The organism is Gryllotalpicola daejeonensis (assembly GCF_039538145.1).
Taxonomy (GTDB): Bacteria; Actinomycetota; Actinomycetes; order Actinomycetales; family Microbacteriaceae; genus Gryllotalpicola; species Gryllotalpicola daejeonensis.
Genome location: NZ_BAABBV010000001.1, coordinates 1405502 through 1429559, shown reverse-complemented (window position 1 = coordinate 1429559; position 24058 = coordinate 1405502). Strand labels below are relative to the sequence as shown.

Below are 24058 nucleotides of genomic sequence, written 5' to 3'. Positions count from 1 at the left end.
AGGGCGCGACGGCGGGGTTCTCCGCCCCATAGCTTTGCCCCCATAAGCAGTGCTGAGGGGGTGAGGAGATGAGACAGACGGATGCCGCGCAGGCGGCGCTGGGCGTGGGGCCCGCGTCGCTGGGACTGCCGCCCACCGTGTCGGTGGACCTGACGGCGCTGGTCGTCGCAGAGCTGGTGTCGCCCGCCGCCGCGTGATTACCCGCGGAGGCTACCCGTGGTTCACCTGGTGTCACCAGGATGGGGGTGCGGCGGCTCGACCGAAGCCGTCCCCGACCCGGAAGAAGGAACATGCGCACGAAGTTCGTGTTCGCGGGTGCTGCGCTCGCGGCATCCGTCGCCCTGCTCATCGCCCAGCCCGCATTCGCCTCGCCCTCCCACAGCGCCGGTCACCCGCACCCGGCTCCGGCGCCGGACCCGAGCGCATGCTCGGCCACCGTCGACGCAGTGAGCTACAGCGACGCACTCGACAAGAAGGTCGCGTTCGGCGCCGAGGTCAGCGGCCTTTCGTCGATCGCGTGGGACCAGCGCCAGCGCGCCTGGGTGTCCGCGCTCGACAACAACGGCACGACCCCCGAGTACGTCTGGTCGTACCGCAACCTCTCGAACCCGACCGTGACCCACGCGCCGCTCGTGCTCAAGAAGGCCGACGGGACGCCGTACGACGGCGGCAACATCGCCACCGATCCGAACGCCGCCGACGACGAAGGCCTCGCCGTTCTGCCTGACGGCTCGTATGTCGTGAGCTCTGAGACCGAGCCCTCGATCCGCATCTTCGGCCGCGACGGCGTTCAGAAGGCGTCGCTGCCGGTGCCCGCGCGCTTCGCGGTGACGGGGTCCACCGCGGCAGGCGAGGCGACCGCGAACGCCACACTCGAGGGGCTGACCGTCACGCCGAACGGGAAGACGATCATCGCCGCGATGGAGGGGGCGCTTTCGGGCGATGTGTCGTCGAGCGGCGACGCGACCTCGCACCGCCTGCTCGTCTACACGCAGGGGCGCCACGGGCAGTGGACGCTCGCGAAGCAGCTCGAGTACAAGACGGACACCGGCATGCGCATCCCCGAGGTGACCGCCTACTCGAACGACGCCGTCATCGTTGAAGAGGCGGCGTGGACCGCCACCGTGGGCAACGAGGTCAGCCTGTTCGCCGTGAAGGGCCTGTCGAAGGCCGCCGACGTGTCGCGCGTTGCGAACCTGGGGGATGCCTCGCCGCGTCTCGCCGTGAAGAAGACCGCGCTCGCCGAGCTCGCGTCCTGCCCGACGCTCGGCGCGCCCGCGCTCGAGTTCCAGCAGAACCCGCTGCTCGACAACTTCGAGGGCATGGCGGTGACCGGCCGGCTTCGCGGCGGGCGCTATGGCGTCTCGCTCATCAGCGACGACAACAACAGCGCGCAGCAGCACACCCGCATCCTCAACCTCGCGGTGAAGCTGCCGTAGTTCCTGAGTGTTTCGCCTGGCGTGCCCCGTGTGGGGGTGTGCGTGTCGGCGGTCGCTGGTAGGCAATGGGTCATGACGAACTCATCCGACCAGCCCACGAATGTCACCCCCGCGGGGCGCGCCCCGCTTCCCGGCAGCGAGCGGCCGCCGGCCGCGGCAGCACAGTCGGTCCAGCCGCCTGCAGGCGCCGAGGCACGCATCGAGGCCACTCTCGTGCTGCGCCGCAGGGCAGAGCTGCCCGAGTCGGTGGTTCGGGGGGCGCCGATCTCGCGCGACGAGCTGACCGAGAAATACGGCGCGGACCCGGCGGATGTGCAGCGCGTCACGGCCGAGCTCGCAGGTCAGGGCATCGAGGTGCTCTCGGCCGACCCGGCCAGCCGGCGGCTGCGCGTCGCCGGCACGGTCGAGGCGCTGCAGACGGCGTTCGGCACGAGCCTCGAGTGGGCCGAGAGCGAGGCGCCGGCGGGCGGCCGCGTGGCGCATTGGCACCGCACGGGCGAGCTGTCGCTGCCCGAGCCGCTCTCCGGCGTTGTCACCGCGGTGCTCGGTCTGGACTCGCGGCCGCAGGCGCGCGCGAACTTCCGGGCGGTGCTGCCGCACGCGGTCTCGAGCAGCTACACGCCGGTGCAGCTCGGCGACGTCTACAACTTCCCGGAAGGCACTGACGGAAGCGGGCGCACGGTGGCGATCATCGAGCTGGGCGGCGGCTACGAGGCATCCGATCTGGCCACCTACTTCCAGAACATCGGGGTGCCGGCGCCGAAGGTGACGGCCGTCGGTGTCGACGGCGCGCAGAACCAGCCGGGCGGCGACCCGAACGGCGCCGACGGCGAGGTCGCGCTCGACATCGAGGTCGTCGGCGGCCTCGCGCCAGGCGCGTCGATCGTCGTCTATTTCGCGCCGAACACCGACGCCGGCTTCGTCGACGCCGTCGCTCAGGCCGCGCATGCGACGCCGACGCCCGACGCGATCAGCATCAGCTGGGGCCAGAGCGAGGACCAGTGGACGGCCCAGGCGCGCCAGTCGATGGACGAGGCCTTCGCCGATGCCGTCGCGCTCGGTGTCACCGTGACCGTGGCCGCAGGTGACGACGGTTCGAGCGATCGGCAGAGCGACGGCAAGCCACACGTCGACTTCCCCGCCTCGAGCCCCCATGTGCTCGCCTGCGGCGGCACCCGGCTCGAGCTCGATTCGGCGGGCAAGGTGGCCGCCGAAACGGTCTGGAACGGCGGCAGCGGCGGGGGCGCCACCGGCGGCGGCGTCAGCGACGCCTTCGAGCTGCCCGACTGGCAGCAGCCCGTCGACGTCCCGGGAGCCGCGGGCGGTCGATCGGGGCGCGGGGTGCCCGACGTCGCGGCAGTCGCCGACCCTGCGACCGGCTATCAGGTGCGCGTCGATGGAAAGGACACGGTGATCGGCGGCACCAGTGCGGTCGCGCCGCTGTGGGCGGCGCTGGTCGCGCGGCTCGTGCAGGCCACCGGGTCGCCGATGGGGCTCGCGCAGAGGCTCCTGTATGCGGACGCGGCGAAGGGCACGTCGCCGGCCGGCTTCCGCGACATCACGTCCGGCAAGAACGGCGCCTACTCGGCCGCGCCGGGCTGGGACGCGTGCACCGGGCTGGGCGTCCCCGACGGCGACGCGTTGCTCAAGGCAGTCAAGGGCTGAGCAGCGGCCAGGTGCGTCCGTTCGGCGCACGTGTGACCGCTGTATCGGCCCGCACGTGCGCCGAACGGGAACATCTGACGCCGGAACGCCCCCGGGTCAGCCGCGCACGGCACTGCCGAGTTTTGCGACGAGCGCCTCGCGGTGCTCGGCCGCACGGGCCGCGAGCGTGGCGGCGAGGTCGGTCACGTGGGCGGGAACCGGCACGCCGGCATCCGTCACCGCTCCCGTGATGGGAGCGCCCGCCTGCACCGACAGCGGCAGCACGCCGGCCCACACGCCGTGGTCCTCGCCGTCGTCGACGGCCTCGCCGACGCCCTGGAAGCGCACCTTGACGCTCACCCGGTCGAGTGGCAGGCGCAGCACTGTCGTCGCGGCGAGCTCTTTCGGCGTGATCTCGCGGATGCCGGCGCGGCGGCCGGGCATGAGGTGGTCGCCGACGATCCAGAGCGCCTCGAGGCGCTGCTCGAGCGGCACGAGCGTCGCGCGCCCGAAGATCATCGCGCTGCGGTAGTTGGCCGAGCTGTCGTTGAGCGACCGCGCGTAGACGAGGCCGTCGAGGTGCGTGATCGTCGCCGACACCGGAACCCCGTCGGCGCCGGCGTCGAGGAACAGGCCGCCCCCGGTCGAGCCGTGCAGGAACAGCTGCTCGCCGAGGCCGTCGCCGAGGTCGCCCACCGCGTAGAGATAGGGGAGCACGATCGGCAGACCATCGCGCACCATGCCGACGTGCGCGATGTGCCCCTCGGCGAGGATCTGGGCGAGAACGCCCGGGTCGTAGCTCTGGCGCTCGCGCTTGCGCCGCACCGTAAGGCTGGGGGAGGCATCCGTCATGCCCTCACGCTAGGCATCCAACTGGTCTACGGTTGAGTCCACTTGAAACAGAATCGACTGGACCAGTTATGCCTGAGCTGAGCAAGAGCGCCCGCGTGGCGGAATCGGTGCGCGCAATGATCCATGACGGGCGGCTGCGCGAGGGCGATCCGCTGCCGTCGACGCGTGCGCTCGCCGCGCAGCTCGGTGTCGCTCGGGGCACCGTCGTCGCGGCGTTCGAACAGCTCGACGGCGAGGGCTACCTCACGACCCGTCACGGGGCACCGACTCGCGTCGCGGCGACCCTCGCAGGGCTGGCGGCGCCGCTCACGTCTGCGCCCCCGCTCCGCGCCGAGAAGCCGGCGCCGAGCCCGCCCCGCGTGATCGACCTCACGCCCGGGGTGCCCGCGGTGACCGCGATCGCCGAGCGCGACTGGCGCTCCGCCTGGCGGCACGCGGCGGCGGTCCCGCTGCGCGACGCGTACCCCGACCGTCTCGGCGAGCCCGAGCTGCGCGCCGAGATCGCGAAGCAGCTGGGCTTCAGCCGGGGCTTCGCACCGCCGGTCGATCGCGTTGTCGTGACGGCCGGCACGGCAGAGGCCCTGTCGCTCGTCGCCGAAGCGCTCGGCCCTGCGCCTCGCGTGGCGGTCGAGAACCCCGGCTACCGCAGCGGGCGCGGCGCGCTGGCCGGCGCAGGCGCCGAGCTCGTACCCATCGAACTCGACGAGCACGGCCTGCGGCTCGATCGACTGCGCGCTGCGCACGCTCGCGCACCGCTCGCGGCGGTGTCGGTGACGCCGAGTCACCAGTACCCGATGGGCGCGGTCATGCCGATCGGCCGCAGGCACGAGCTGCTCGCCTGGGCCGCGGGCGAGGGAGTGGTCGTCATCGAGGACGACTACGACAGCGAGTTCCGCCATCACGGCGCTCCATTGCCGGCGCTGGCCGCGATCGACACCGCGGGGGTGGTGCTGCACATCGGCAGCTTCTCGAAGGTGCTCAACCCCCAGCTGCGCTGCGGCTACCTCGTTCTTCCAGAGGCAGGAGCCACCGCCGACCGGGTCCGCAGTGCTCGGGTCGACCGCGGCGCCGTCGTCGCGAGCCCCACGCAGCACGCGATCGCCTGGCTGATGTCGAGCGGCGCGCTGCGCCGACACGTCGCGCGGCTGCGGCGCGACTACACGCACAAGCGAGCGATGGTGGCGGATGCCTTCGCCGGGCTCTCGGGCGTGCACGTGAGCGCCCTCGCCGGCGGCCTGCACGCGACCGTCGAGTGGGAAGGCACGCGTGACGAGGAAGCCGTCGTGGCGGGAATCCGCCGCCGTGGTGTCGTGGTCGCGCCGCTGCGCGACTATGTCGTCACGGGCAGCGGGCTTGACGCGCGGGGATTCGTGCTCGGGTACGGCCACGTTCCGGCATCCGCGCTCGCCCGTGCCCTCGACGCGATGATCGCGGAACTCGGCGGCCGCTGAGGCCGCTGCCGACCTCGAAAGCCGCGAAACTCAGCGGGAAATCCCGGGAATCCCCGGCGACGCGCCCTAGGGTGGGCCGCGTGTGGGGTATCGAGAGGAAGACCGCGCCGGACGGCGCGATGGCCGATTCGGCACCCGACCACGCCCTCAATCCGCCCGCGCAGCAGCGCGCGACTCCGCACCAGCTGACGACGGGCGACCCGAATGTGCAGGTCGGCAATGTGGCCGAGCACGCGTGGTCGAAATGGCGCGAGGAACTCGCCAACATCGGCGGCCGCTCGCCGCTGCTGCACTTCCGCGACGAGCCGCGCACGCGCATCGACCTCGGCTCCGCCCACCCCGGTGGCATGCCGACCTTCATCACGGGCGAGCGCACGCTGCTGTCGAGCCTGATTCGTGACGACATCGCCCAGCGCAACGCGCGTCTCGCCGCCGGCGCCATCACCGAGAAGAGCGTCGAGCTGCGCAGCGTGCGCGGCATCGACGCCGCGCACCTCGCCATCGGGCTGGCAGCCTGGCGCAACGGCCTCGACGAGTTCCTCGCGCCCGTGCTGCTGCGGCCGCTCGCGATCCGCCGCTACGGCCGCGACTTCGAGCTGAAGCTGCGCGGGAAGCCGTTCCTCAACCCCGAGCTCGCTCGCGCGCTCGGCGAGCAGTTCGGCATCCGACTCAACCCCGATGAGCTCGTGGGCCTCGCCGTCGCGGGCGGCGGGGCGTTCAAGCCGCAGCCCGTCATCGACCGACTGCGTGAGCTCACGGCGCAGCTGCCGTGGTTCCAGGTGCAGCCGCGCCTCGTCGTCTCGAGCTTCGCAGACGTGTCTGGCGTGATGACGGCCGACGCTGCACGACTCAGCCACCCTGTGCTCGACGCGCTGGCCGGCAACCAGGCTGCGCACCACCAGGTCGAGACCGCGTACAACCCTGCCCGGATCGTCAGCCAGGACGCACGGCCCCCCGCCGTCGACAACCTGCTGCTCGACGCCGACGAAGAGCAGGACGCGGTCGTCGCGCAGATCGCTGCGGGCAACTCGCTCATCGTGAAGACGCTGCCGGGCACCGGCGGCACGCAGACGATCGTGAACGCGCTCGGCGCGCTCGTCGCCCAGAACAAGCGCGTGCTCGTCGCCAGCCCGCGCCGCTCGAGTTTCGACGGCATCGCCACCCGACTCGCGCACGTCGGGCTCGGCGGCGTCGCCGTGCGACCCGAGACGCTGCGCCGCGACCTCATCTCGTCGATCAGCCGGAACGAGAAGGCCGAGCAGGCGCGCACGGCCGATGTCGACGATGCGCTCGTGCGGCTGCGGAAGGTGCTGCTCGATTACCGCGGGGCGCTCACGAGCAAGCATCCGGCCCTCGGCGTGAGCGTGCTCGACGCGCTCGAAGAGGTCGCGAACCTCGCCCTGCTGCCCACGCCTCCGTCGACGACCGCGCGCCTCGACTACGAGTCGCTGGTCGCCATCGCGAACAGCCGCAAGGAAGCCGCGCAGACGCTGATCAAGGCGGCTCGCCTCGGTGAGTTCAAGTACGGGCCGGGGGATTCCCCGTGGTACGGCGCCCAGTTCCACACGCCCGCTGACGCCGAGGCCGCCCACGAGCTCGCGAAGAAGCTCAACGCCATCGAGCTTCCCCGCCTCATCGACCGCGCCCAGAAGCTGATCGCGACGACCAAGCTGCGCCCGTTCGAGAACATCGCAGAGCTCGGCGTCTACCTGCGGCTGCTCGCCGATCTGCGCGAGACCCTCGACCGCTTCCAGCCGAGCGTCTTCGACAGGCCGCTGACCGAGCTGATCACCGCCGTCTCCGGCCGTCGCGACGTCGGCATGACGGGCGGCGACCGCCGGCGCCTGCGGAAGCTCGCCCTCGAGTACGTGCGCCCCGGCGTGCACGTCTCGGACCTGCACGAGAGCCTGCTCAAGATCCAGCAGCAGCGCACCCTGTGGAACCGCTTCGCCGAGGCGGGCGCTCCGCCCGCCGTCCCCGTCGGCATCGCCGATGTGCAGGTGGCCTACCAGCGCGTGGCCTCAGACCTCGCCAGCCTCGACGGCCCACTCGCCCGCGCAGGCACGCCGGCCTCGCTCACGGCGCTGCCGCTCGCGCAGCTCAGCTACCAGATCTCCGGCCTCGCCGCCGACAGCGAGGTGCTCGCGAACCTGCAGGAGCGCACGCAGCTCGTCGCCCAGCTGCGCGAGGTCAACCTCGACCCGCTGCTCGCCGACCTGTCGAGCCGGCACGTCGAGGAATCCCAGATCTCGGCCGAGCTCGAGCTCGCCTGGTGGCAGTCGGTGCTCGAGCACCTGCTGACCAACGAGAAGGCGCTGCTCGGCGGCAACACCAGCGTGCTCGACCGTCTGGAGGCGGACTTCCGGCTCGTCGACGAGGCGCACGCCGGCGCGCAGGGCCGCAACCTCGCCTGGCAGCTCGCCGAGGCCTGGCGCATCGGCGTCGTCGACAACCCTGACGAGGCGAGCGCCCTCAAGCAGCTGCTGCGGGCAGATCGGGCGACGCCCGCCGCGATCACCAACGCAGCGCCGCGCCTGTCGCGCGTGCTCGCGCCGGTGTGGCTGGTCTCGCCCTACGAGGTCGGCAAGCTTCCGGAATCCCTCGATTTCGACGCCGTGTTCCTCGTGGATGCCGGCGCCTGCACCCTGCCCGAGAACATCGGCGCCATCCGCCGCGCGCGTCAGCTGGTCGCGTTCGGCGACCCGGTGACGCAGACCCCGTCGCCGTTCGAGACCGCGGTGCGTGAGGATGCCGCCGCGAGCCCCGTCGTCGCCCACGACGTCGACGCGCTGCACGCGAGCTCGACCCTCGCCCAGCTCTCCGAGCTACTGCCGGTCTTCACGCTCACCCGCTCGTACCGCGCCGGCGGCGACGACCTCGCCGAGCTCGTGAACCGGCGCTTCTACGGCGGAAAGATCGAGACGCTGCCGTGGGCCGGCACCTATCTCGGCCACGGCTCCCTCAACCTGCACGTCGTGAAGGAGGGCTTCGGCCTTCCCGACCCTGAGACCGGGGCCGTCGAGTCCGTCGACGCCGAGGTGGCGAAGGTCGTCGAGCTCGTGATCGACCACGCGGTTCACCGGCCACGTGAGTCGCTCATGGTGATCACCGCGTCGAGCCGCCACGCCGTGCGCGTGAATCAGGCCGTGATCCGCGCGTTCCAGGCGAACCAGCAGCTCTCCGACTTCGTGCTCGCCGACCGGGCGGAGCCGTTCACGGTCGTCACGCTCGAGCAGGCCACCGCGCAGAGCCGCGACCGCGTGATCTTCTCGGTCGGCTACGGCCGCACCCCGCACGGGCGCCTGCTGTCGAACTTCGGGCCGCTTGCGGCACCGGGCGGCGAGCGGCTGCTGGCCGTCGGGCTCACCCGCGCTCGCCGGTCGATGGACATCGTCTCGTGCTTCCGCCCCGACGACGTCGACGACACCCGCCTGCCGCACGGCGTGGTCGCGCTGTCGCACGTGCTGGGCGAGGCCGCCGATATGGATGCCTCGCTGCCCGACGCACCCGAGACGACCGAGCCGTTGCTCGTCGACCTGCGCACGCGCCTCGAGCGCCGCGGGCTGTCGGTGCGGCTCGGCTATCGCGGCGCGCTGCCGCTGGTGGCGTCGTACCAGGGCAAGGCCGTCGTTGTCGAGACCGACCAGATCGTCGGCCACGGCTCGCTGCGCGAGTCGCTGCGCCTGCGACCCGAGCTGCTGCGCCGCCTCGGCTGGCACTACCTGCGCGTGCACAGCTTCGAGCTGTTCGCCGACCCCGAGGCGATCGCGGCCCGTGTCGCCCGCCTGATCGGCGCCGCCCCGCCTCAGAACGCCGAGACGACCCCGCTCGACCTGCCCTGAGTACTGTCGCGGCCGCGGCGCTGCTGTGGCGTGCAGGTTCGCAGGCGCCGGCGTCCGCGGGGGAGAATTGAAGACGTGAGCGAGGACGAAGAACGGATGCCGCGGCCGCGCACCCATCGTCGGGTGACGACGCCGCCCGCGCCCGGCTCCGACCCTGCGCCCGCACTGCCGAAGCGTGTCGACGCACCTGAAGATCGCGCAGAGCGCAGCGACAGCACCTCGAACGACGAGCGGCTCAAACGCGACGTGCCCCCGCACTGGTGAGCGCGAGGGCACGGTCGACAGGTCACGCCGCGTGAACGCGACGTGCCCCCGCACTGGTGAGCGCGAGGGCACGGTCGACAGGTCACGCCGCGTCGCTATGACGCGCTGCCCCCGGGGTCGCGGCGAGGTCGCGTGGATCAGTCAGCGGCGACAGGGCCGCACTGGCTCGGGCGGCGGCTACGCCTGCGGCGGCAGCGACTGCGGCGGGATGCTCGGCGTCTGACCGGCTGCGGCCTGCGCCTTCAGCAGGTCGCGGATCTCGGCGAGCAGCTCGACGTCGGTCGGTGCCGGCGGCTCGTCGGGCTGGCCGGCCTTCTTGCGGGCATCCAGCCGGTCCTTGAAGTGGTTCATCGGCAGGACCATCACGAAGTACACGACAGCAGCGACCGCCAGGAAGCTGATGATCGCGCCGATGACCGAGCCGAACAGCAGGAACGACTTCTCTCCGCCGATGGTGGGGATGCCGACCTTGAGCGCGTTGTCGAGGCTCTTCGCATTGAAGACCGCGCTGATCAGCGGGTTGATGATGCCGGTGACGATGGCGGTCACGACAGCCGTGAACGCTGCACCGATGACGACCGCGACGGCAAGGTCGATGACGTTGCCGCGCATGATGAAGTCTCTGAAGCCCTTGAGCACTTTGCTCCCTTCGCGAACTGCCTGCGCCCGCCGTGAGTCCGGGGCGTTCACCTGCATATTAGGACCCCGACGAGCCCGAGCCACCGGAGGACGCGCTGCCCGAGGAGGACTTCGGCGCGTCGCCCGCAGAGCCGCTGCGCGAGTCGGTGCGGTAGAAGCCGCTGCCGTTGAAGGTCACGCCGGTCAGTCCGAAGACCTTGCGCAGGGCGCCGCCGCAGTTCGGGCATGCGGTGAGCGAACTGTCGCTGATCGACTGCACGATGTCGAAGGCGTGGCCGCATTCTGTGCACTTATAGGAGTAGGTGGGCATGGTTCCTCGCGTTCTCGAGCCGCGCCGCTCGCGACGACCGCCGGTCAGAGCTCGGGAAGCCCCAGACCCTTCGCGCGCTTCGACAGCGGCACGATGCGGCTCGGGGTCACCACCCCGTCGACTGGCTCGTCGTGCCGCTCGCGGGGTACCTCGTCAACCAGTTCGTCGTCGAACAGCACGGCAAATACCGGGGGACATTTTCCCATGCTGCCGAGCATCTTGTCGAAATAGCCCTTGCCCCAGCCGAGGCGCATGCCGGATTCGTCCACCGAGGCCGCCGGCACCAGGATGAGGTCGACCTCGTCGATCGCCATCGGCCCGAGCAGCTCGCCGACCGCCTCCGGCACGCCGAGCGCGTTGATCGCCTCGGATTCACCGTCGCCGGTCGTCCAGTCGAGCAGCCCGTCGACGCGCGAGATGGGCAGCAGCGTGCGGATGCCCGCCGCGCGCGCCCAGTTCAGAAACGGCCGCGTGTTCGGCTCGGTGGGTGACGACAAATATGCAGAGAGGGATGTCGCGCGCAAGCCCCCGACGAGGGACTTAAGTCGCTCCGTGAGCTGCTCACTCTCGCGTTCGACCGTGACGAACGGCTTGTTCCGGCGGCGTTCCCGCAGTTCGGCGCGCAGCGCGCGCTTCTGGTTTGCGATCTCGTCACCGGACATGGCGACATTTTAGGGAGTGCCGATCTGTACGCTGAGAGCCATGGCGAAGTCATCGATCACGAAAGCCGTCATTCCCGCCGCAGGTCTCGGAACCCGATTCCTGCCCGCGACGAAGGCGATGCCGAAGGAGATGCTGCCGGTGGTGGACACCCCGGCCATCCAGTACGTGGTCCAAGAGGCGGTGGACTCCGGTCTGCACGACGTCCTGCTCGTCACCGGTCGCAACAAGAACGCCCTCGAGAACCACTTCGACCGCGCGGCCGAGCTCGAAGCATCCCTCGAGAAGAAGGGCGACACCGACAAGCTGCGCAAGGTCAACTTCTCGACCGAGCTCGCCGACATGCACTACGTGCGCCAGGGCGACCCGAAGGGTCTCGGCCACGCGGTGCTGCGCGCCCGCCCGCACGTCGGCAACGAGTCCTTCGCGGTGCTGCTCGGTGACGACATCATCGACCAGCGCGACCCGCTGCTGACGAAGATGCTCGACGTCGCCGAGACGCAGCACACCACGGTCGTCGCGCTGCTCGAGGTCGACCCGAGCCAGATCCACCTCTACGGCGCCGCGGCCGTCGAGACCACCGACGACCCCGACGTGGTCAAGATCACCGGCCTCGTCGAGAAGCCGAAGGCCGAAGACGCCCCGAGCAACTACGCGATCATCGGCCGCTACGTGCTGCGTCCCGAGATCTTCAACATCCTCGAGCACACGGCGCCGGGCAAGGGCGGCGAGATCCAGCTGACCGACGCGCTGCAGACGATGGCAGAAGGCCCCGGTTGGATGGGCGGCGTGTACGGCGTCGTCTTCCGCGGCCGCCGCTACGACACGGGCGACCGGCTCGACTACCTCAAGTCGATCGTGCGCATCGCCGCCGATCGCGAAGACCTCGGCCCCGACTTCCGCCACTGGCTGATCGAGTACGCGTCGAGCCTGCCCGAGCAGATTCCCGCGAGCGAGGTGCTGCCGAACCCGAACACCGGGGCGATTCCGATCATCCACGGCGCCTAGGTCTCCATTCGGCTTCGCCGAGTCGACCAGCGGCGCTCGCTGGTCGACTCACGAGCGAAGCGAGGCTCTGTTTGTCGGCTCACGCGCATAGCGAGTGAATGGAGACCTGCTCTGCGGATACTCTGATCCGCATGGCCTTGTTTCTGCCGACGCTGACGGACGGCCCGATCACGGTGCGCCCTGTCCGCGTGCGCGACGCGAGGTCTCTCGAGCGCGAGCTGCTCGACAACCGCGGCTGGCTGCGGCAGTGGGAGGCCACGAACCCGCACGGCCCGGCGGGGTTCGACACCCGATCGAGCATTCGCGCCCTGCTCTCGAACGCGCGCGCCGGTCACGGCCTGCCGTTCCTCATGGAGTACGAGGGGCAGCTGGCCGGCCAGCTCAACGTCTCGTCGGTCACCTACGGCTCGCTGTCGAGCGCGACGATCGGCTACTGGGTCTCCGAGCGCTTCGCCGGCAAGAACATCACCCCGATCTCGGTCGCACTCGTCACCGACTACTGCTTCTTCCAGCTGGGCCTGCACCGCATCGAGATCTGCATCCGACCCGAGAACAAGCCCTCGCTGCGCGTCGTCGAGAAGCTGGGATTCCGGTACGAGGGGCTGCGGCGCCGCTACATCCACATCAACGGCGACTGGCGCGACCACTTCTGCTTCGCGCTCGTGGTGGAAGAGGTGCGCCAGGGCGTGCTGCGGCGCTGGAAGGACGGCGCCGTTCCGGAGTTCGCCGCGACGCGCCCCGAGGCTGACGTGTTGGCCGCGCAGCAGCAACTTCCTGTGATCAAGTAGCGCACCCCGTCGAATGACACGCGTGTAATTTCCCCGATCGGCCCCGAGATCGCCCATACCATCGCCCCATGGCGGACGGGAACCTGCTCGGAGGTGGCGTCGTCGTGGCGCTCGCCGCGGCGCTGTGGCTCGCCTACCTGATACCGACGTGGCTGCGACGCCGCGAATACATGGCAACCGAGCGCAATGCCGTCCGGTTGCAGCAGACGCTGCGCATCCTCGCTGAGGCAGCCGAGGTTCCGGAGGAGATCCACGTGGAGGCCACCGCACGCGACATCGCGGAGACGCAGAAGGCGCTCCGCAAGGTTCAGCAGCGCGCCATCGCCGAGGCGAAGGAACGCGCCGCCATCGCAGCCCGCGCCGAAGCACAGCTGCTGGCCGAGAAGAAGGCGGACGCAGAGGCGCAGGCTCGCGCCGAGGCACAGGCTGCCGCGCAGGCACGCGCGTGGGCCGCCGCCGAGGCGCGCGCCCGCATGGCCGCGACCCGCGAGCGCATGGAGGCCGCCGAGCGCAAGGCCCGCGCGGCCGGCGCCGTGCTGCCGGCGAACGTCGCCAAGGGGATTCGCCGCGGGCGCATCCTGTCGACGTGCGCGCTGCTTGTCGGCATCCTGTCGCTCGCCGTCGGCGTCATCATGGGCTGGTCGATCGTGCCGCTCGCGGTGGGTGCCGTGCTGTTCGTGGGCGCGCTGGCCGCGCTGGCGCGGCTTTCCAAGCGAGTGACGGATGCCCGCCGAGCGACCCGCTCGCTGACGCGCGCTGCCGCGGGCGGTGGAGCGCTGTACGACCACGCTGAGTTCGAAGCCCCGGCCGAGCAGGCCGACGAGATCGAGTACGTCGAGTCCGTGCCGTGGACGCCGCAGCCGTTGCCGCGGCCCCTGCACCTCTCGCGCGGCACCGTCGCCGCGGCCACGATGGCGTCGGTGTCGGCCGCCGCCGAGCTGCGCCGTGCGGCCGCTCGTGCCGAGATCGAGGAGCGCGCGGCAGAGCTCGCCGCCGCCCGCGGGCCGCGCATCGCCAAGCTCGTGCCGTCGAAGCCCGCAGCTGCGGCCGGGCGCTCCGGTGTGCTCGGCGGCCACCTCGCCGCGAACGACTCCCCGGTGCCTGTCGCGAAGGCCTCGGCGGCTACCGCCGCTTCGCCGGTCGACGCGGCGAAGCCGAATGGAGACCGCGAGGCGCCTGCGGCACAGGCATCCCCGGCCCCTGATTCCCGCTACGCGCGCATGGGCATCATCGGCGACGCGCAGGGCCCTGCGATGAACCTCGACGAGGCGCTGCGCCGCCGTCGCGCGGTCTAGCCGAGCGCCCGCTGGTCAAGACCGCGGCTCGCGCCGTGATAGTCTTTTTAGGCACTTGGGTCCTTGGCGCAGTTGGTAGCGCGTCTCGTTCGCAATGAGAAGGTCAGGGGTTCGAATCCCCTAGGATCCACCAAACGCCCCGGTCAGAAGCAGTTCTGGCCGGGGCTTTCTCGTTGTCTCAAAATCTGTTGCCCTGAGCATCTCTCGACCGCTATACATGACTCGGCAACGAGAGAGTGGAGTGCCGGGTGTCGGTCCAGATCGCGCGGCGCGGCGCTTCCCGCCTGAACCGCACCCTGCTGCTTCTGGCTGTTCCGTGCGCGGTGCTGGTGCTCGTGCTGAACATCTACCCGCTCGGTTCGGCCGTGTGGGAATCGCTCAACCACGGCGACCTGATCGGCGCGGCACCGTTCGTCGGGCTGCGCAACTACGCCTACTTGCTGACCTTCAGCGAGTTCTGGCGGGCGGTGCTCTTCACGGCCGTCTACGTCGCGTGCGGGGTCTTCGGCGGGTGGGCGCTCGGGCTCGCTCTCGCGCTGCTTCTGCGCACCCGCGTTCCGCTCGCCGGCGTCTGGCGCGCGCTGCTCATGCTGCCGTGGATCGTGCCGAACATCATCTCGCTCGGGTTCGGGTGGAACTGGCTGATGAACGACAAGGGCTCACCGGTGCTGCTCGTGCTGCGGGCATTGGGCGATACGCATCCGGATGTGCTCGCCCACCCACTGTTCGCACAGATCGTCGTCTGCGCCTGCCGGGTGTGGCAGAGCTATCCGTTCATGCTGTTGATGATGTCCTCGGCGCTCGCATCCGTGGATGGCAGCGCCTACGAGGCGGCGCAGGTCGACGGAGCCGGGCGCTGGAAGATCCTCACCCGGATCACGCTGCCGATGATCTCGAAGACGAGCTACGTCGCATGGATTCTGATGGCGATCTTCTGCTTGAACGACTTCCAGAGCATCGCTGCGCTGACAGGCGGTGACCCGCAAGGCGCGACGCGAACCCTGATCCTGTTCGCGTGGGAGTGGGGCAACTTCGCTCACTTCGGCACCGGCGTCGGGTACGCCACCGCGACCGGCGTGCTGATGACGATCGTCCTCGTGGCCGTCTCGGTCGTGCTCTATCGCCGAACCCAGCGCCCTGGTGCCGATTGGGCCGTGGCTGCCGACGGCGTTGGGGGTTTCACGGGGCTGTCCGGGTCCGCCAAAGGCCGGTGGTGGCGGCTGCTGATGATCATTGTGATCACGGTCATACTGCTCACCCCGCTGAAGGAGGTTCTGTACCAGTTCGTGCTCGGGGGTGGCAGTGCCGCCGGCTTCTTCGCCAACATCGCCGCGAGCTTCGCTGCGTCGACTCTGCCCATGCTGGAGCGCAGCCTGGTGCTGGCATCCGTCACCATCGTCGTGTGCCTCATCGTCGCCGCGCCCGCCGGCTACGCGATTGCGCGCGGCAGGGGGAAACTGCTCGGTGCCATCCGCGCCGTGATCTTCACCGTGCAGTCGTTCCCCGTGCTCCTGCTGCTGTGGCCGATGTTCATGATGTTCTACTGGATCCAGCTGCTCGACACGTTCGTCTCGGTGCAGATCGGGCACATCGCCATGGCGCTCGGGTTCGCGACGTGGATGTTCTCCGCCTTCGTGCAGAGCCTGCCGACCGAGCTCGAAGAGGCGGCCTGGACAGACGGTTGCTCGGTCGTTGGCGCGTTCTTTCGGGTGGTGCTGCCGAGCGCGGTGCCCGCCGTCATCTCGACAGGACTGTTCGTATTCCTGCTGTCCTGGGGCGACTGGCAGATCGCGGGGAACATCCTCATCACGAATGCGAACTACCCGCTGGCCAAGGGCGACCCCATCAGCTTCGTCTTCATCGTGCTGCCGGTCGTGCTCTTCTTCGCCCTGAACCGGTACTTCAGTCTCGGTGGGGTGGCCACCTCGTTCTCGCGCCGCTGAACGGCCCACGCTCACCGGCGAGGCGGCTACTGCCAGGCATCCGTCATCGTCAAGCGGTAGACGACGGCCTCCCCGGGTACCCAAGGTAGGTACCGAAGGAAAGGGGAGCACATGCGCAAGTTCTTCACCCTGCTCGTGCTGGGCATCCTCGCGTTCGTCGCCTACACCTATGGGGCGAAGGCAGGCCGCGGTCGCTACCGCGAGATCTCGGCGGGCATCGACGCCCTCTGGAACGACCCTCGCGTCAAGAAGGCGAGGAAGCAGGCCCTCAAGCGCGCCGAGAAGGCCGCGAAGTCCCTGTAAGACACGACTGCATCATCGAGACGAGGAGTGATCGATATGGCTGAAGTGAATGACGAGGCAGCACAGAAGGGCGTGAAGCAGGCGAGCGAGGGCGCGCACGCCGCGGTCGACAAGGCTGCGGACACCGCAAGCGACCGCATCGCCCAGGCGTCGAGCACGGCCGAAGGCGCGGTCGACTCGGCCACCGAGAAGGTCCATGACGTCGTCGACGAGACCCGGAAGAACGCGTCGCAGGCGGCGAGCTCGGCAACCCACGCGGTCAACAGCGCGCTGGACGACGCGCGGCACAATCTGTCGCAGGGCGCGAACCAGGCCGCCGCTCAGGCGAGCGAGGTGCGCGACACGGCGATCAACACCGTGCAGGACCGCCCGCTCGAGTCCGTCGCCGTGGTGGCGGGCATCGCGGCGCTGATCGGATTCCTGATCGGGTTGGCCGTCGGTAGGGGGTAGCCGCCGCGTGCCCGATAGGCCCATGAACACGCGAGCCCCGGTCTGACCATTCCGACCGGGGCTCGCGTCATGCACGGGCGTTCGCGCGCACCGCGCTCAGCCCTTCACGAGCGGTGCGAGCGCCTCGCCGATCGCCGTGACGACGCCGGGCACGTGACCGTTGACCGGCGCGTTCACGACGACGCCGTCGACGCCGGCGCCGAGGATGTCGTTCGCCACGCGCTCGGCGATCGCTTCGGCCGTGCCGACGAAGGCGCGGGCGCGGCGCTCCTCCGGCAGCTTGGCGAGAACCGCGTCCGCCTCGGCCTGGCTCTCGGTCAGTGCGACGCTGACGAGGTAGCTGGTCGGCAGCGTGGCGGGGTCGCGGTCGATCTCCTCCGCCCGCTGGCGCAGCACCTGCACCTTGCGGGGCAGCTCCTCGAGCGGGGCGATGATGTTCATGTGGTCGGCGAAGCGCGCCGCGAGCCGGAAGGTCTTCCGCTCGCCCTGGCCGCCGAGCATGATCGGGATGCTGTCGCGGAAGCGCGGAACGTTCATCGCACCGTGCACGCGGTACCACTTGCCCGTGAACTCGGGCCGCTCGTCGCGCAGCATCGGGTGGATGATCTGCAGCGCCTCGTCGAGCTTCTCGAAGCGCTCGGTGAAGGTGTCGAAGTCGAAGCCGAGCTGCTCGTGCTCGAGCTCGAACCAGCCGGCGCCGATTCCGAGGATCGCGCGGCCGTGGCTGATCACGTCGAGGGTGCTCACCGTCTTTGCGAGCAGGGCCGGGTTGCGATAGGTGTTGCCCGTCACGAGGGCGGACAGCTGGATGGTGCTGGTGGATGCCGCGAGCGCGGCGAGCGTGGAGTATGCCTCCATCATCGGCTGGTCGGGCGTTCCGATTCCGGGCAGCTGATAGAAGTGGTCCATCACGAGCACGGTGTCGAAGCCGCTGCCCTCGGCCTCGCGAGCCTGGGCGAGGACGGTGTCGAAGAGCGTCTCGACGCCGCCGGGGTAGGTGAAGTTGGGGATCTGGTAACCGAGTGAGATCGTCACGGTTCCGACGCTACGCCGATCCGGCCGAACCGGATAGTTCTCCGATACGGTCCTTTGGAATCAGAACAGCGAGGCGCGCAGTGACTGCACCCGGGCGAGCGACTGCTTGAAGTGGCCGGGGTTGAGACTCTTGTCGTCGACGGCCGCGGTGACGGCATCCAGCGCATCGAATCCCTGCGACAGATCGCGCGCCGAGCACAGCAGCAGGTCCATGCCTGCCTGCGCAGACAGCAGGGCGCGCGTGCCGGTGTCGCCGAACGGGGCGAGGGCGCCGGCCTCAAGGGCATCCGTGATCGTCACCCCGGTGAACCCGAGGCGCTCGCGCAGCTCGCCCTGCACGATGGTCGGCGAGATGCCCGCCGGGTAGACGGGGTCGATCGCCGGGTACACGGCCCACGAGGTCATGACGAGCTGCACGCCCGCGGCGATGCCCGGCACGAACGCGCTCTCGTCCACACTGCGCAGCTCGTCGAGCGACTGGGTGAGCGTGACGGTGTCGAGGTCGGTGTTCTGCGCGGCGGTGGCGGCACCGAGGCCTGGGAAGTGCTTCGACGTGGCGGCGACACCTGCGCCCTGCTGTGCGCGCACGAAGTCGGCGCCGAGACGGCCGGCGAGCCGCGGGTCCGAGCTGTAGGAGCGCTCCCACTGGTCGTCGAAGTTGCCGGGCGTGCGGAACACATCGAGCACCGGCGCCAGGTTGAGGTTCATGCCGACGTCGCGCAACGCGGCGGCCGCCCCGGCGCCCGCGGCCGTCGCAGCGGCGTCAGGGTCAGCCGCGAGGCCGATCTTCTTCTCCGAGAGAACCGGCTCCTGTCCCTTGAGGCGGCGGATGTAGCCGCCCTCCTGATCGGTCGTGAAGATCAGCGGCTCGCGTACGGGGGAGTCGGCCTGGGCCGCCCGCAGGTCGGCGACGACACCGGCGATCTGCGTGAGGCTCGTGATGTTCTCGCCGAAGAAGATGACGCCGCCGACGATGCCCGCGGCGATCGCATCGAACAGAGCCTGCGGGGGAGTCGCGCCCGGGTACGAGAAGATGACGCGCTGGCCGACCTGCTGTCGGGTCGAGAGCTTGGCCCACCACGGAGACGCGGCAGACGCACGCGTCGCCCCGACGCCAGCGACCCCTGCCCCGGCGAAGGCGAGACCGGCTGCGGCGCCGACCCCTGCGGCCAGGAGCGTGCGGCGAGACATCCCTCGCTGTTCGTGGCGATCGAACCCGAATGCGGAACCCATGATGACCCCTTCACAGCCGCACGCCTTCGCGCGGCCCCCTAGGGTCAACCTGGCCCGGCCCTCGCAGTGGTGTCAAGAGCCGCCGGCCGGGCCGCTACGCGGTCAGCTCGGCGACGAGCGCCTCGACGCGCCGCTTGATCTCGTCGCGAATCGGGCGCACCTGGTCGATCGGCAGGCCGGCCGGGTCGTCGAGCTCCCAGTCCTCATAGCGCTTGCCGGGGAAGATCGGGCAGGTGTCGCCGCAGCCCATCGTGATCACGACGTCGGACTCGCGCACGGCATCCGTCGTCAGGATCTTGGGCTCGTTCGCCGCAATGTCGACTCCGACCTCGGCCATGGCCGCGACGGCGACGGGGTTGAGACGATCGGCCGGCTCGCTGCCCGCCGAGAACACGTTCACGCGATCGCCGGCGATCGCGTTGAGGAAGCCCGCGGCCATCTGCGATCGGCCGGCGTTGTGCACGCACACGAACAGGACATTGGGGTGCGCGGATGCCTGAGCTTCGGTCACCCGTCAAGCGTAACGGCGCACGATCGCGCGCAGCTCGGCGATGCGCTCCGCGTTCCCGGCGCCGTGGCCGAAGGTCGCGATCATCGACAGCAGCTCGCGCAGGTTGAGGATGCGGGCCTGCTCGCGCCACTCGGCATCGAGCGGCCGCAGCTCCTGATACGCGCTGAAGAAGCTCTCGGGCACGCTCGCACCGGAGAGCAGCATCATCGACACATCGGTCTCCGCCCAGGCGTAGCTCACGGCGGGGTCGATGAACACCGGCTCGGTGTGGTGCCCGTCGGCCGTGGGTCCCGCGATCAGATTGTTGCGCCAGAGGTCGCCGTGGGTGAGCACCGCGCCCGTATCGGGGACGAGCTCGGGCAGGCGGGTGCAGAGGCGCTCGAGGCCGGCGCGGTCGGCAGCGTCGAGCGCCGCCTCCGCCCCCGGCTTGTCGAGGAAGCTCAGGATGCGCTTCTCGGCGAAGAAGCGGTGGCCGTCGGCATCCCACGCATTCTGCTGCCGGTACTGGCCCAGCCACCCGTCGCGGGCCCAGCCGAAGCGCTCACTGCGCACGGCGTGCAGGCGGGCGACCGCGCGCCCGGCATCCGCCCAGAAATCCCCGTCATCCGGCGGCAGCGAGCCATCGCCGATCGCCTCGAGGATGAGCGTGCGTGGCGAGAAGGCGATCACGCGCGGTGTCGGCAGGCCTCCCAGCTCGCTGAGCGCCCTGAGGCCCTCCGCCTCGATCTCGCTGAGGTCCGGCTGGTCCTCACGCGCGACCTTGACGACCACCTCCCGCCCGTCGGCGAGCTCGCAGCGCCAGACCGGATTCGCGGTGCCGCCGGTCAAGGGCCGGGAGTGCCGCACCTCGAGGCCCTCGGGCAGCAGGTCGGGCGAGAGCGTGTCGACGTCGGTCACGCCGTCGACGCTAGCGGAACCCGTGGGCTGAACGCGGAGTGAACGATGGGTGACCTGTCGGTGCCCGCCTGCGATAGCGTTCCATGGTGCGAGTGAAAGTCTTCGCGTGGATCTGACGCTCATCGTCGTCCTCGTGATCGCGTTGGCCCTGTTCTTCGATTTCACGAACGGATTCCACGACACGGCGAACGCGATGGCGACGCCGATTGCGACCGGAGCGTTGAAACCGCGTACGGCGGTTGCTCTGGCCGCGGTGCTGAACCTGGTCGGCGCGTTCCTCTCGACCGAGGTGGCGCAGACCATCTCGGGCGGCCTCATCAGGGGCGAGGGCGGCGCGGTGGCGATCACGCCCCCGCTGGTGCTCGCGGGCCTCGTCGGGGCCATCACCTGGAACCTGGTGACGTGGCTGTGGGGCATCCCTTCGTCGTCCAGCCACGCGCTGTTCGGCGGCCTCATCGGCGCGACGATCGTCGGCACGTGGGATGTCGGCTCGATCGACTACAGCGTGCTGCTCGGCAAGATCGTGCTGCCCGCCCTGCTCTCACCGGTGGTCGCCGGGCTCGTCGCCTACTGCTCGACGCGGCTGGCCTATCGCATCACGCACCGCAACGACGGATTGCCCGACGGGCGCAGCGGCTTCCGCTACGCGCAGATCTTCTCCTCGTCGCTTGTCGCGCTGTCGCACGGAACGAACGACGCCCAGAAGACGATGGGCGTGATCACACTGCTGCTCATCTCGGCCGATCTGCAGTCGGCGGGGCACCCGGGCCCGCAGTGGTGGGTCATCCTGCTGTGCGCGCTCGCGATCGCGACGGGGACCTACACGGGCGGCTGGCGGATCATCCGCACGCTCGGCACCGGGCTCACCGACGTCAAGCCGGCGCAGGGCTTCGCCGCCGAGACCAGCACGGCGGCCACGATCCTGGCCTCGTCGCACCTCGGGTTCGCGCTCTCGACCACGCAGGTCGCCTCGGGCTCGGTCATCGGCTCGGGCCTCGGCCGCAGCGACACCAGCGTGCGCTGGGGCACGGCGGGCCGCATCGCGCTGGGGTGGCTGTTCACGCTGCCGGTGGCGGCGGTCGTCGGCGGCGCGACCGCGGTGATCGCGCGGCTCGGGACGGCGGGACTCGTCATCGACCTGGTCATCGCGGTCATCGTGATCGTGGTCGTGTTCCGCATCAACGCCCGCCGCCGCGTCATGGCCGACCACGTCGCCCACGCCGAAGCGGAGGTGGCCGAGACGGCCGCACTCGCCATCGCCATCGCGCGCCTCGAGCCGGAGCTCGAGGCGGCCATCGAAGAGTCCATCGAGCGCGATCGGGCCGCCCAGGACGGCGCGAACCGTGATTCCGAAGCTCAGGAGCAGCGGCCCGCCGCTGGGGAGGAGCAGCGATGATCGACTGGCTCGCCTTCGTCGAGGTGCTGATCGCGTCGCTCGTCGGTGCGGCGGTCGTCGTCAGCCTCTACGCCCTCGGCCTCAGAATGCTGGCGGTCGCGGGCCGCACGCCGTACGTGCCGCCCGTCGCCTTCGAAGAGGCGATCACGGTGCTCTCGCCGAAGCAGGTGAAGAAAGAGGCCAAGCAGGTCAAGAAGGCCAGGAAGAGGAATCCGTATTCACCGGCCGTGAAGCGCCTCGCGCTGATCGCGGCCTACGCGTTGTTCTCGCTGGCCGGCATCGTCGTGCTCTACGGCATCTACCTGATCGTGCCGTATTTTCACTAGGTGACCGTCGCCTACTGCCTGCTCGACGCGACGGGTCGCGTGCTCGCTGCCGATGGTGAGCACGACGTGTTCTACGCGGCCTCGACGATCAAGCTCGCCGTGATGGCCGCGGCGGCGCACGCCGTCGACGCCGGCGAGCTCAGCTGGTCGACGCCGCTGCCGCAGCCGGTGCGCTCGCTCGTCATGGACATGATCGCGCGGTCGTCGAACGAGGCGACGAACGTCGTGGCCGCGCGGCTCGGGCTCGCCGCGATTTCGCGGGTGCTGGCGGATGCCGGAGCAGACGGATGCCGCATGGAGCGGCTCATCGGCGACGAGGCGGCGACCGCGGCCGGCCTCACGAACGAGGTCACTCCGCTCGGCCTCGCGCGCCTGCTGCACGCGATCGTCACCGGCCGGCTGACCTCGCCTGAGAGCCGAGAGGTGATGCTCGAAGCCCTGCGGGCGCAGGAGTTCGCGGTGATCGGCGACGAGGTGCGCCCGGGCGTCGGCTGGGGCTCGAAGTCGGGCTGGGTCGACGGCATCGATCACGACGTCGCGTTCGTCGGGTCTCCCGACGGCGACTTCGTCGTGCTCGCGGTGTGCACCTCAGGCTTCGCCGGAAGAGAGGGTCTCGGCGAGATCCGGCGGGTTGCGGCATCCGTGCTGCCCCGCCGGCTCGCTCGCGACCCGGCCCGCTAAGCGCTCACCAGGCGTAGTCCTCCGGTGCCGTCTTGTAGCCGGGGAAGATCTCGTCGAGGCGGGCGAGCACCGCGTCGTCGAGCGCCACGTCGACGGCGCCGATCGCGCTCGTGAGCTGCGCCATCGTGCGCGGGCCGACGATCGGGCCGGTCACGGCGGGCTGATGCAGCAGCCACGCGAGGCCGAGCTGCGCCGGCTCGATGCCGAGTTCACGCGCGAGGTCCTCGTAGGCGACGAGCTGGTCGCGCCGGCTCTCGACGGCCTCGGCGGAGCGGCCGGTGTTGCGCCGCGCGGCATCCGCCTGCTTCGCGATGATGCCGCCGAGGACGCCGCCCTGCAGCGGCGACCACGGGATGATGCCGAGCCCGTAGTGCTGCGCCGCCGGGATCACCTCGCGCTCGAGGTCGCGCTGCAGCAGGTTGTAGAGCGACTGTTCGCTGACGAGCCCGGTGAAGTGCCGGGCTTTCGCGGCCTCTTGCGCCTGCGCAATGTGCCAGCCGGCGAAATTGCTCGAGCCCGCGTAGATGACCTTGCCCTGCGCCACGGCGGTCTCGATGGCCTGCCAGATCTCGTCCCACGGGGTGTCGCGGTCGATGTGGTGGAACTGGATCAGGTCGATGTGGTCGGTCTGCAGCCGCGTGAGGCTCGCATCGATGGCGCCGCGGATGTTGAAGGCCGACAGCTTCCCGCCGTTCGGGTACCCGTCCCACATGTCGCCGTAGAGCTTCGTGGCGAGCACGGTGCGCTCGCGGCGGCCGCCGCCCTGCGCGAACCACCTGCCCACGATCTCTTCGGTGTGCCCGCGGTGGTCCGGGCCGCCGTAGACGTTGGCCGTGTCGAAGAAGTTGATGCCGTGCTCGCGGGCTGTGTCCATGATGGCGTGCGAGTCGGCCTCGCTGGTCTGGGGGCCGAAGTTCATCGTGCCGAGCACGATGCGCGAGACGGAGAGTCCTGAGCGTCCGAGGTTCGTATATTCCACGTCCCCAGCCTGCTACGAGGCATCCGTTTTCGATCATGGGAATTGCGTATGCATTGATCGGATGCCGCAATGGCGGCGCATCGGGCGCGAGTGCCGCGCGCCGCTGTCGGGT

At 70.2% G+C, this 24058-nt stretch carries 24 protein-coding genes and 1 tRNA gene; 16 read left to right on the top strand and 9 right to left on the bottom strand.

The window, feature by feature from the left end:
* Window positions 1-68: 68 nt before the first annotated feature.
* The 3 genes from ABD736_RS07065 to ABD736_RS07055 all read left to right on the top strand — a co-directional run bounded on the left by ABD736_RS07065 (window position 69) and on the right by ABD736_RS07055 (window position 3104).
* On the top strand, window positions 69-197 hold the full coding sequence (locus ABD736_RS07065) for a hypothetical protein (protein WP_344791036.1): 129 nt from the start codon (window positions 69-71) through the stop codon (window positions 195-197).
* A 93-nt stretch (window positions 198-290) separates the two neighbouring features.
* A complete protein-coding gene (locus tag ABD736_RS07060) occupies window positions 291-1439 on the top strand; it encodes an esterase-like activity of phytase family protein (protein WP_344791035.1) in 1149 nt (382 codons plus the stop codon).
* Between the two features lie 72 nt (window positions 1440-1511).
* Window positions 1512-3104 carry a S53 family peptidase gene (locus ABD736_RS07055; protein WP_344791034.1) on the top strand — a complete coding sequence of 531 codons (1593 nt, stop codon included), beginning with the start codon at window positions 1512-1514 and terminating at the stop codon, window positions 3102-3104.
* A gap of 96 nt (window positions 3105-3200) precedes the next feature.
* On the opposite strand, the gene ABD736_RS07050 is transcribed toward ABD736_RS07055, so the two are convergent.
* Window positions 3201-3935, bottom strand: coding sequence for a pyridoxamine 5'-phosphate oxidase family protein (locus tag ABD736_RS07050; RefSeq protein WP_344791033.1), 735 nt, complete (start codon window positions 3933-3935; stop codon window positions 3201-3203).
* 68 nt (window positions 3936-4003) lie between these two features.
* On the opposite strand from ABD736_RS07050, the gene pdxR reads away from it, so the two are divergent.
* From pdxR to ABD736_RS07035, 3 genes are all read left to right on the top strand, one after another.
* Window positions 4004-5386 carry a MocR-like pyridoxine biosynthesis transcription factor PdxR gene (gene pdxR / locus ABD736_RS07045; RefSeq protein ID WP_344791032.1) on the top strand — a complete coding sequence of 461 codons (1383 nt, stop codon included), beginning with the start codon at window positions 4004-4006 and terminating at the stop codon, window positions 5384-5386.
* Between the two features lie 80 nt (window positions 5387-5466).
* On the top strand, window positions 5467-9228 hold the full coding sequence (locus ABD736_RS07040; protein WP_344791031.1) for a DEAD/DEAH box helicase: 3762 nt from the start codon (window positions 5467-5469) through the stop codon (window positions 9226-9228).
* 75 nt (window positions 9229-9303) lie between these two features.
* On the top strand, window positions 9304-9492 hold the full coding sequence (locus tag ABD736_RS07035) for a hypothetical protein (RefSeq protein WP_344791030.1): 189 nt from the start codon (window positions 9304-9306) through the stop codon (window positions 9490-9492).
* 177 nt (window positions 9493-9669) lie between these two features.
* Here the strand turns inward: ABD736_RS07035 and mscL are convergent, their stop codons facing one another.
* From mscL to ABD736_RS07020, 3 genes are read right to left on the bottom strand one after another with little or no spacing between them, the layout of a single operon-like run.
* Window positions 9670-10131, bottom strand: coding sequence for a large conductance mechanosensitive channel protein MscL (mscL, locus tag ABD736_RS07030; RefSeq protein ID WP_344791029.1), 462 nt, complete (start codon window positions 10129-10131; stop codon window positions 9670-9672).
* Between the two features lie 58 nt (window positions 10132-10189).
* On the bottom strand, window positions 10190-10441 hold the full coding sequence (locus ABD736_RS07025) for an FmdB family zinc ribbon protein (RefSeq protein ID WP_344791028.1): 252 nt from the start codon (window positions 10439-10441) through the stop codon (window positions 10190-10192).
* Window positions 10442-10485: 44 nt separating this feature from the next.
* On the bottom strand, window positions 10486-11103 hold the full coding sequence (locus ABD736_RS07020; protein WP_344791027.1) for a 5-formyltetrahydrofolate cyclo-ligase: 618 nt from the start codon (window positions 11101-11103) through the stop codon (window positions 10486-10488).
* 40 nt (window positions 11104-11143) lie between these two features.
* Here ABD736_RS07020 and galU point away from each other — a divergent pair, with 40 nt between their 5' ends.
* The 7 genes from galU (at window position 11144) to ABD736_RS06985 (ending at window position 16888) form a co-directional block, all read left to right on the top strand.
* Complete coding sequence (galU, locus tag ABD736_RS07015; RefSeq protein WP_344791026.1) at window positions 11144-12109, top strand: UTP--glucose-1-phosphate uridylyltransferase GalU; 966 nt, start codon at window positions 11144-11146, stop codon at window positions 12107-12109.
* Window positions 12110-12240: 131 nt separating this feature from the next.
* Complete coding sequence (locus tag ABD736_RS07010) at window positions 12241-12897, top strand: GNAT family N-acetyltransferase (protein ID WP_344791025.1); 657 nt, start codon at window positions 12241-12243, stop codon at window positions 12895-12897.
* A 68-nt stretch (window positions 12898-12965) separates the two neighbouring features.
* Window positions 12966-14192 carry a hypothetical protein gene (locus tag ABD736_RS07005; RefSeq protein WP_344791024.1) on the top strand — a complete coding sequence of 409 codons (1227 nt, stop codon included), beginning with the start codon at window positions 12966-12968 and terminating at the stop codon, window positions 14190-14192.
* Window positions 14193-14249: 57 nt separating this feature from the next.
* A tRNA-Ala gene (locus tag ABD736_RS07000) sits at window positions 14250-14325 on the top strand.
* A gap of 115 nt (window positions 14326-14440) precedes the next feature.
* On the top strand, window positions 14441-16135 hold the full coding sequence (locus tag ABD736_RS06995; protein ID WP_344791023.1) for an ABC transporter permease: 1695 nt from the start codon (window positions 14441-14443) through the stop codon (window positions 16133-16135).
* 111 nt (window positions 16136-16246) lie between these two features.
* Window positions 16247-16438: a hypothetical protein gene (locus ABD736_RS06990; protein WP_344791022.1), complete on the top strand. Its 192-nt coding sequence runs from the start codon at window positions 16247-16249 to the stop codon at window positions 16436-16438.
* 36 nt (window positions 16439-16474) lie between these two features.
* Window positions 16475-16888, top strand: a complete 414-nt coding sequence (locus tag ABD736_RS06985; protein ID WP_344791021.1) for a glycine zipper domain-containing protein — start codon at window positions 16475-16477, stop codon at window positions 16886-16888.
* Window positions 16889-16984: 96 nt separating this feature from the next.
* Here ABD736_RS06985 and ABD736_RS06980 read toward each other — a convergent pair whose 3' ends face one another.
* From ABD736_RS06980 to ABD736_RS06965, 4 genes are all read right to left on the bottom strand, one after another.
* Window positions 16985-17923 carry an LLM class F420-dependent oxidoreductase gene (locus ABD736_RS06980; RefSeq protein ID WP_344791020.1) on the bottom strand — a complete coding sequence of 313 codons (939 nt, stop codon included), beginning with the start codon at window positions 17921-17923 and terminating at the stop codon, window positions 16985-16987.
* Window positions 17924-17983: 60 nt separating this feature from the next.
* Window positions 17984-19114, bottom strand: coding sequence for a glycoside hydrolase family 3 N-terminal domain-containing protein (locus ABD736_RS06975; protein WP_344791019.1), 1131 nt, complete (start codon window positions 19112-19114; stop codon window positions 17984-17986).
* 136 nt (window positions 19115-19250) lie between these two features.
* A complete protein-coding gene (locus tag ABD736_RS06970; protein WP_344791018.1) occupies window positions 19251-19667 on the bottom strand; it encodes an arsenate reductase ArsC in 417 nt (138 codons plus the stop codon).
* A 3-nt stretch (window positions 19668-19670) separates the two neighbouring features.
* Window positions 19671-20564, bottom strand: a complete 894-nt coding sequence (locus ABD736_RS06965; protein ID WP_344791017.1) for a fructosamine kinase family protein — start codon at window positions 20562-20564, stop codon at window positions 19671-19673.
* A 106-nt stretch (window positions 20565-20670) separates the two neighbouring features.
* On the opposite strand from ABD736_RS06965, the gene ABD736_RS06960 reads away from it, so the two are divergent.
* The 3 genes from ABD736_RS06960 to ABD736_RS06950 are packed head-to-tail and all read left to right on the top strand — an operon-like array spanning window position 20671 to window position 22967.
* On the top strand, window positions 20671-21960 hold the full coding sequence (locus ABD736_RS06960) for an inorganic phosphate transporter (RefSeq protein WP_344791016.1): 1290 nt from the start codon (window positions 20671-20673) through the stop codon (window positions 21958-21960).
* Window positions 21957-22286, top strand: coding sequence for a peptidase (locus tag ABD736_RS06955; RefSeq protein WP_344791015.1), 330 nt, complete (start codon window positions 21957-21959; stop codon window positions 22284-22286). Before ABD736_RS06960 ends, ABD736_RS06955 begins: the two co-directional genes overlap by 4 nt.
* The gene (locus tag ABD736_RS06950) at window positions 22287-22967 is read left to right on the top strand and encodes a serine hydrolase (protein ID WP_344791014.1); all 681 of its coding nucleotides are present in this window, start codon (window positions 22287-22289) and stop codon (window positions 22965-22967) included.
* A 4-nt stretch (window positions 22968-22971) separates the two neighbouring features.
* Here the strand turns inward: ABD736_RS06950 and ABD736_RS06945 are convergent, their stop codons facing one another.
* On the bottom strand, window positions 22972-23946 hold the full coding sequence (locus ABD736_RS06945) for an aldo/keto reductase (protein WP_344791013.1): 975 nt from the start codon (window positions 23944-23946) through the stop codon (window positions 22972-22974).
* Between the last annotated feature and the right edge of the window lie 112 nt (window positions 23947-24058).

Bases quoted from the DNA above. Each gene is read 5' to 3' on its own strand.
- ABD736_RS06975 (WP_344791019.1), bottom strand. From the start codon at position 19,114: ATGTCTCGCCGCACGCTCCTGGCCGCAGGGGTCGGCGCCGCAGCCGGT.
- ABD736_RS07065 (WP_344791036.1), top strand. From the start codon at position 69: ATGAGACAGACGGATGCCGCGCAGGCGGCGCTGGGCGTGGGGCCCGCG.
- ABD736_RS07020 (WP_344791027.1), bottom strand. From the start codon at position 11,103: ATGTCCGGTGACGAGATCGCAAACCAGAAGCGCGCGCTGCGCGCCGAA.
- ABD736_RS07055 (WP_344791034.1), top strand. From the start codon at position 1,512: ATGACGAACTCATCCGACCAGCCCACGAATGTCACCCCCGCGGGGCGC.
- ABD736_RS07060 (WP_344791035.1), top strand. From the start codon at position 291: ATGCGCACGAAGTTCGTGTTCGCGGGTGCTGCGCTCGCGGCATCCGTC.
- ABD736_RS06990 (WP_344791022.1), top strand. From the start codon at position 16,247: ATGCGCAAGTTCTTCACCCTGCTCGTGCTGGGCATCCTCGCGTTCGTC.
- ABD736_RS07025 (WP_344791028.1), bottom strand. From the start codon at position 10,441: ATGCCCACCTACTCCTATAAGTGCACAGAATGCGGCCACGCCTTCGAC.
- galU (WP_344791026.1), top strand. From the start codon at position 11,144: ATGGCGAAGTCATCGATCACGAAAGCCGTCATTCCCGCCGCAGGTCTC.
- ABD736_RS06955 (WP_344791015.1), top strand. From the start codon at position 21,957: ATGATCGACTGGCTCGCCTTCGTCGAGGTGCTGATCGCGTCGCTCGTC.
- pdxR (WP_344791032.1), top strand. From the start codon at position 4,004: ATGCCTGAGCTGAGCAAGAGCGCCCGCGTGGCGGAATCGGTGCGCGCA.
- ABD736_RS07005 (WP_344791024.1), top strand. From the start codon at position 12,966: ATGGCGGACGGGAACCTGCTCGGAGGTGGCGTCGTCGTGGCGCTCGCC.
- ABD736_RS07050 (WP_344791033.1), bottom strand. From the start codon at position 3,935: ATGACGGATGCCTCCCCCAGCCTTACGGTGCGGCGCAAGCGCGAGCGC.
- ABD736_RS07010 (WP_344791025.1), top strand. From the start codon at position 12,241: ATGGCCTTGTTTCTGCCGACGCTGACGGACGGCCCGATCACGGTGCGC.
- ABD736_RS06985 (WP_344791021.1), top strand. From the start codon at position 16,475: ATGGCTGAAGTGAATGACGAGGCAGCACAGAAGGGCGTGAAGCAGGCG.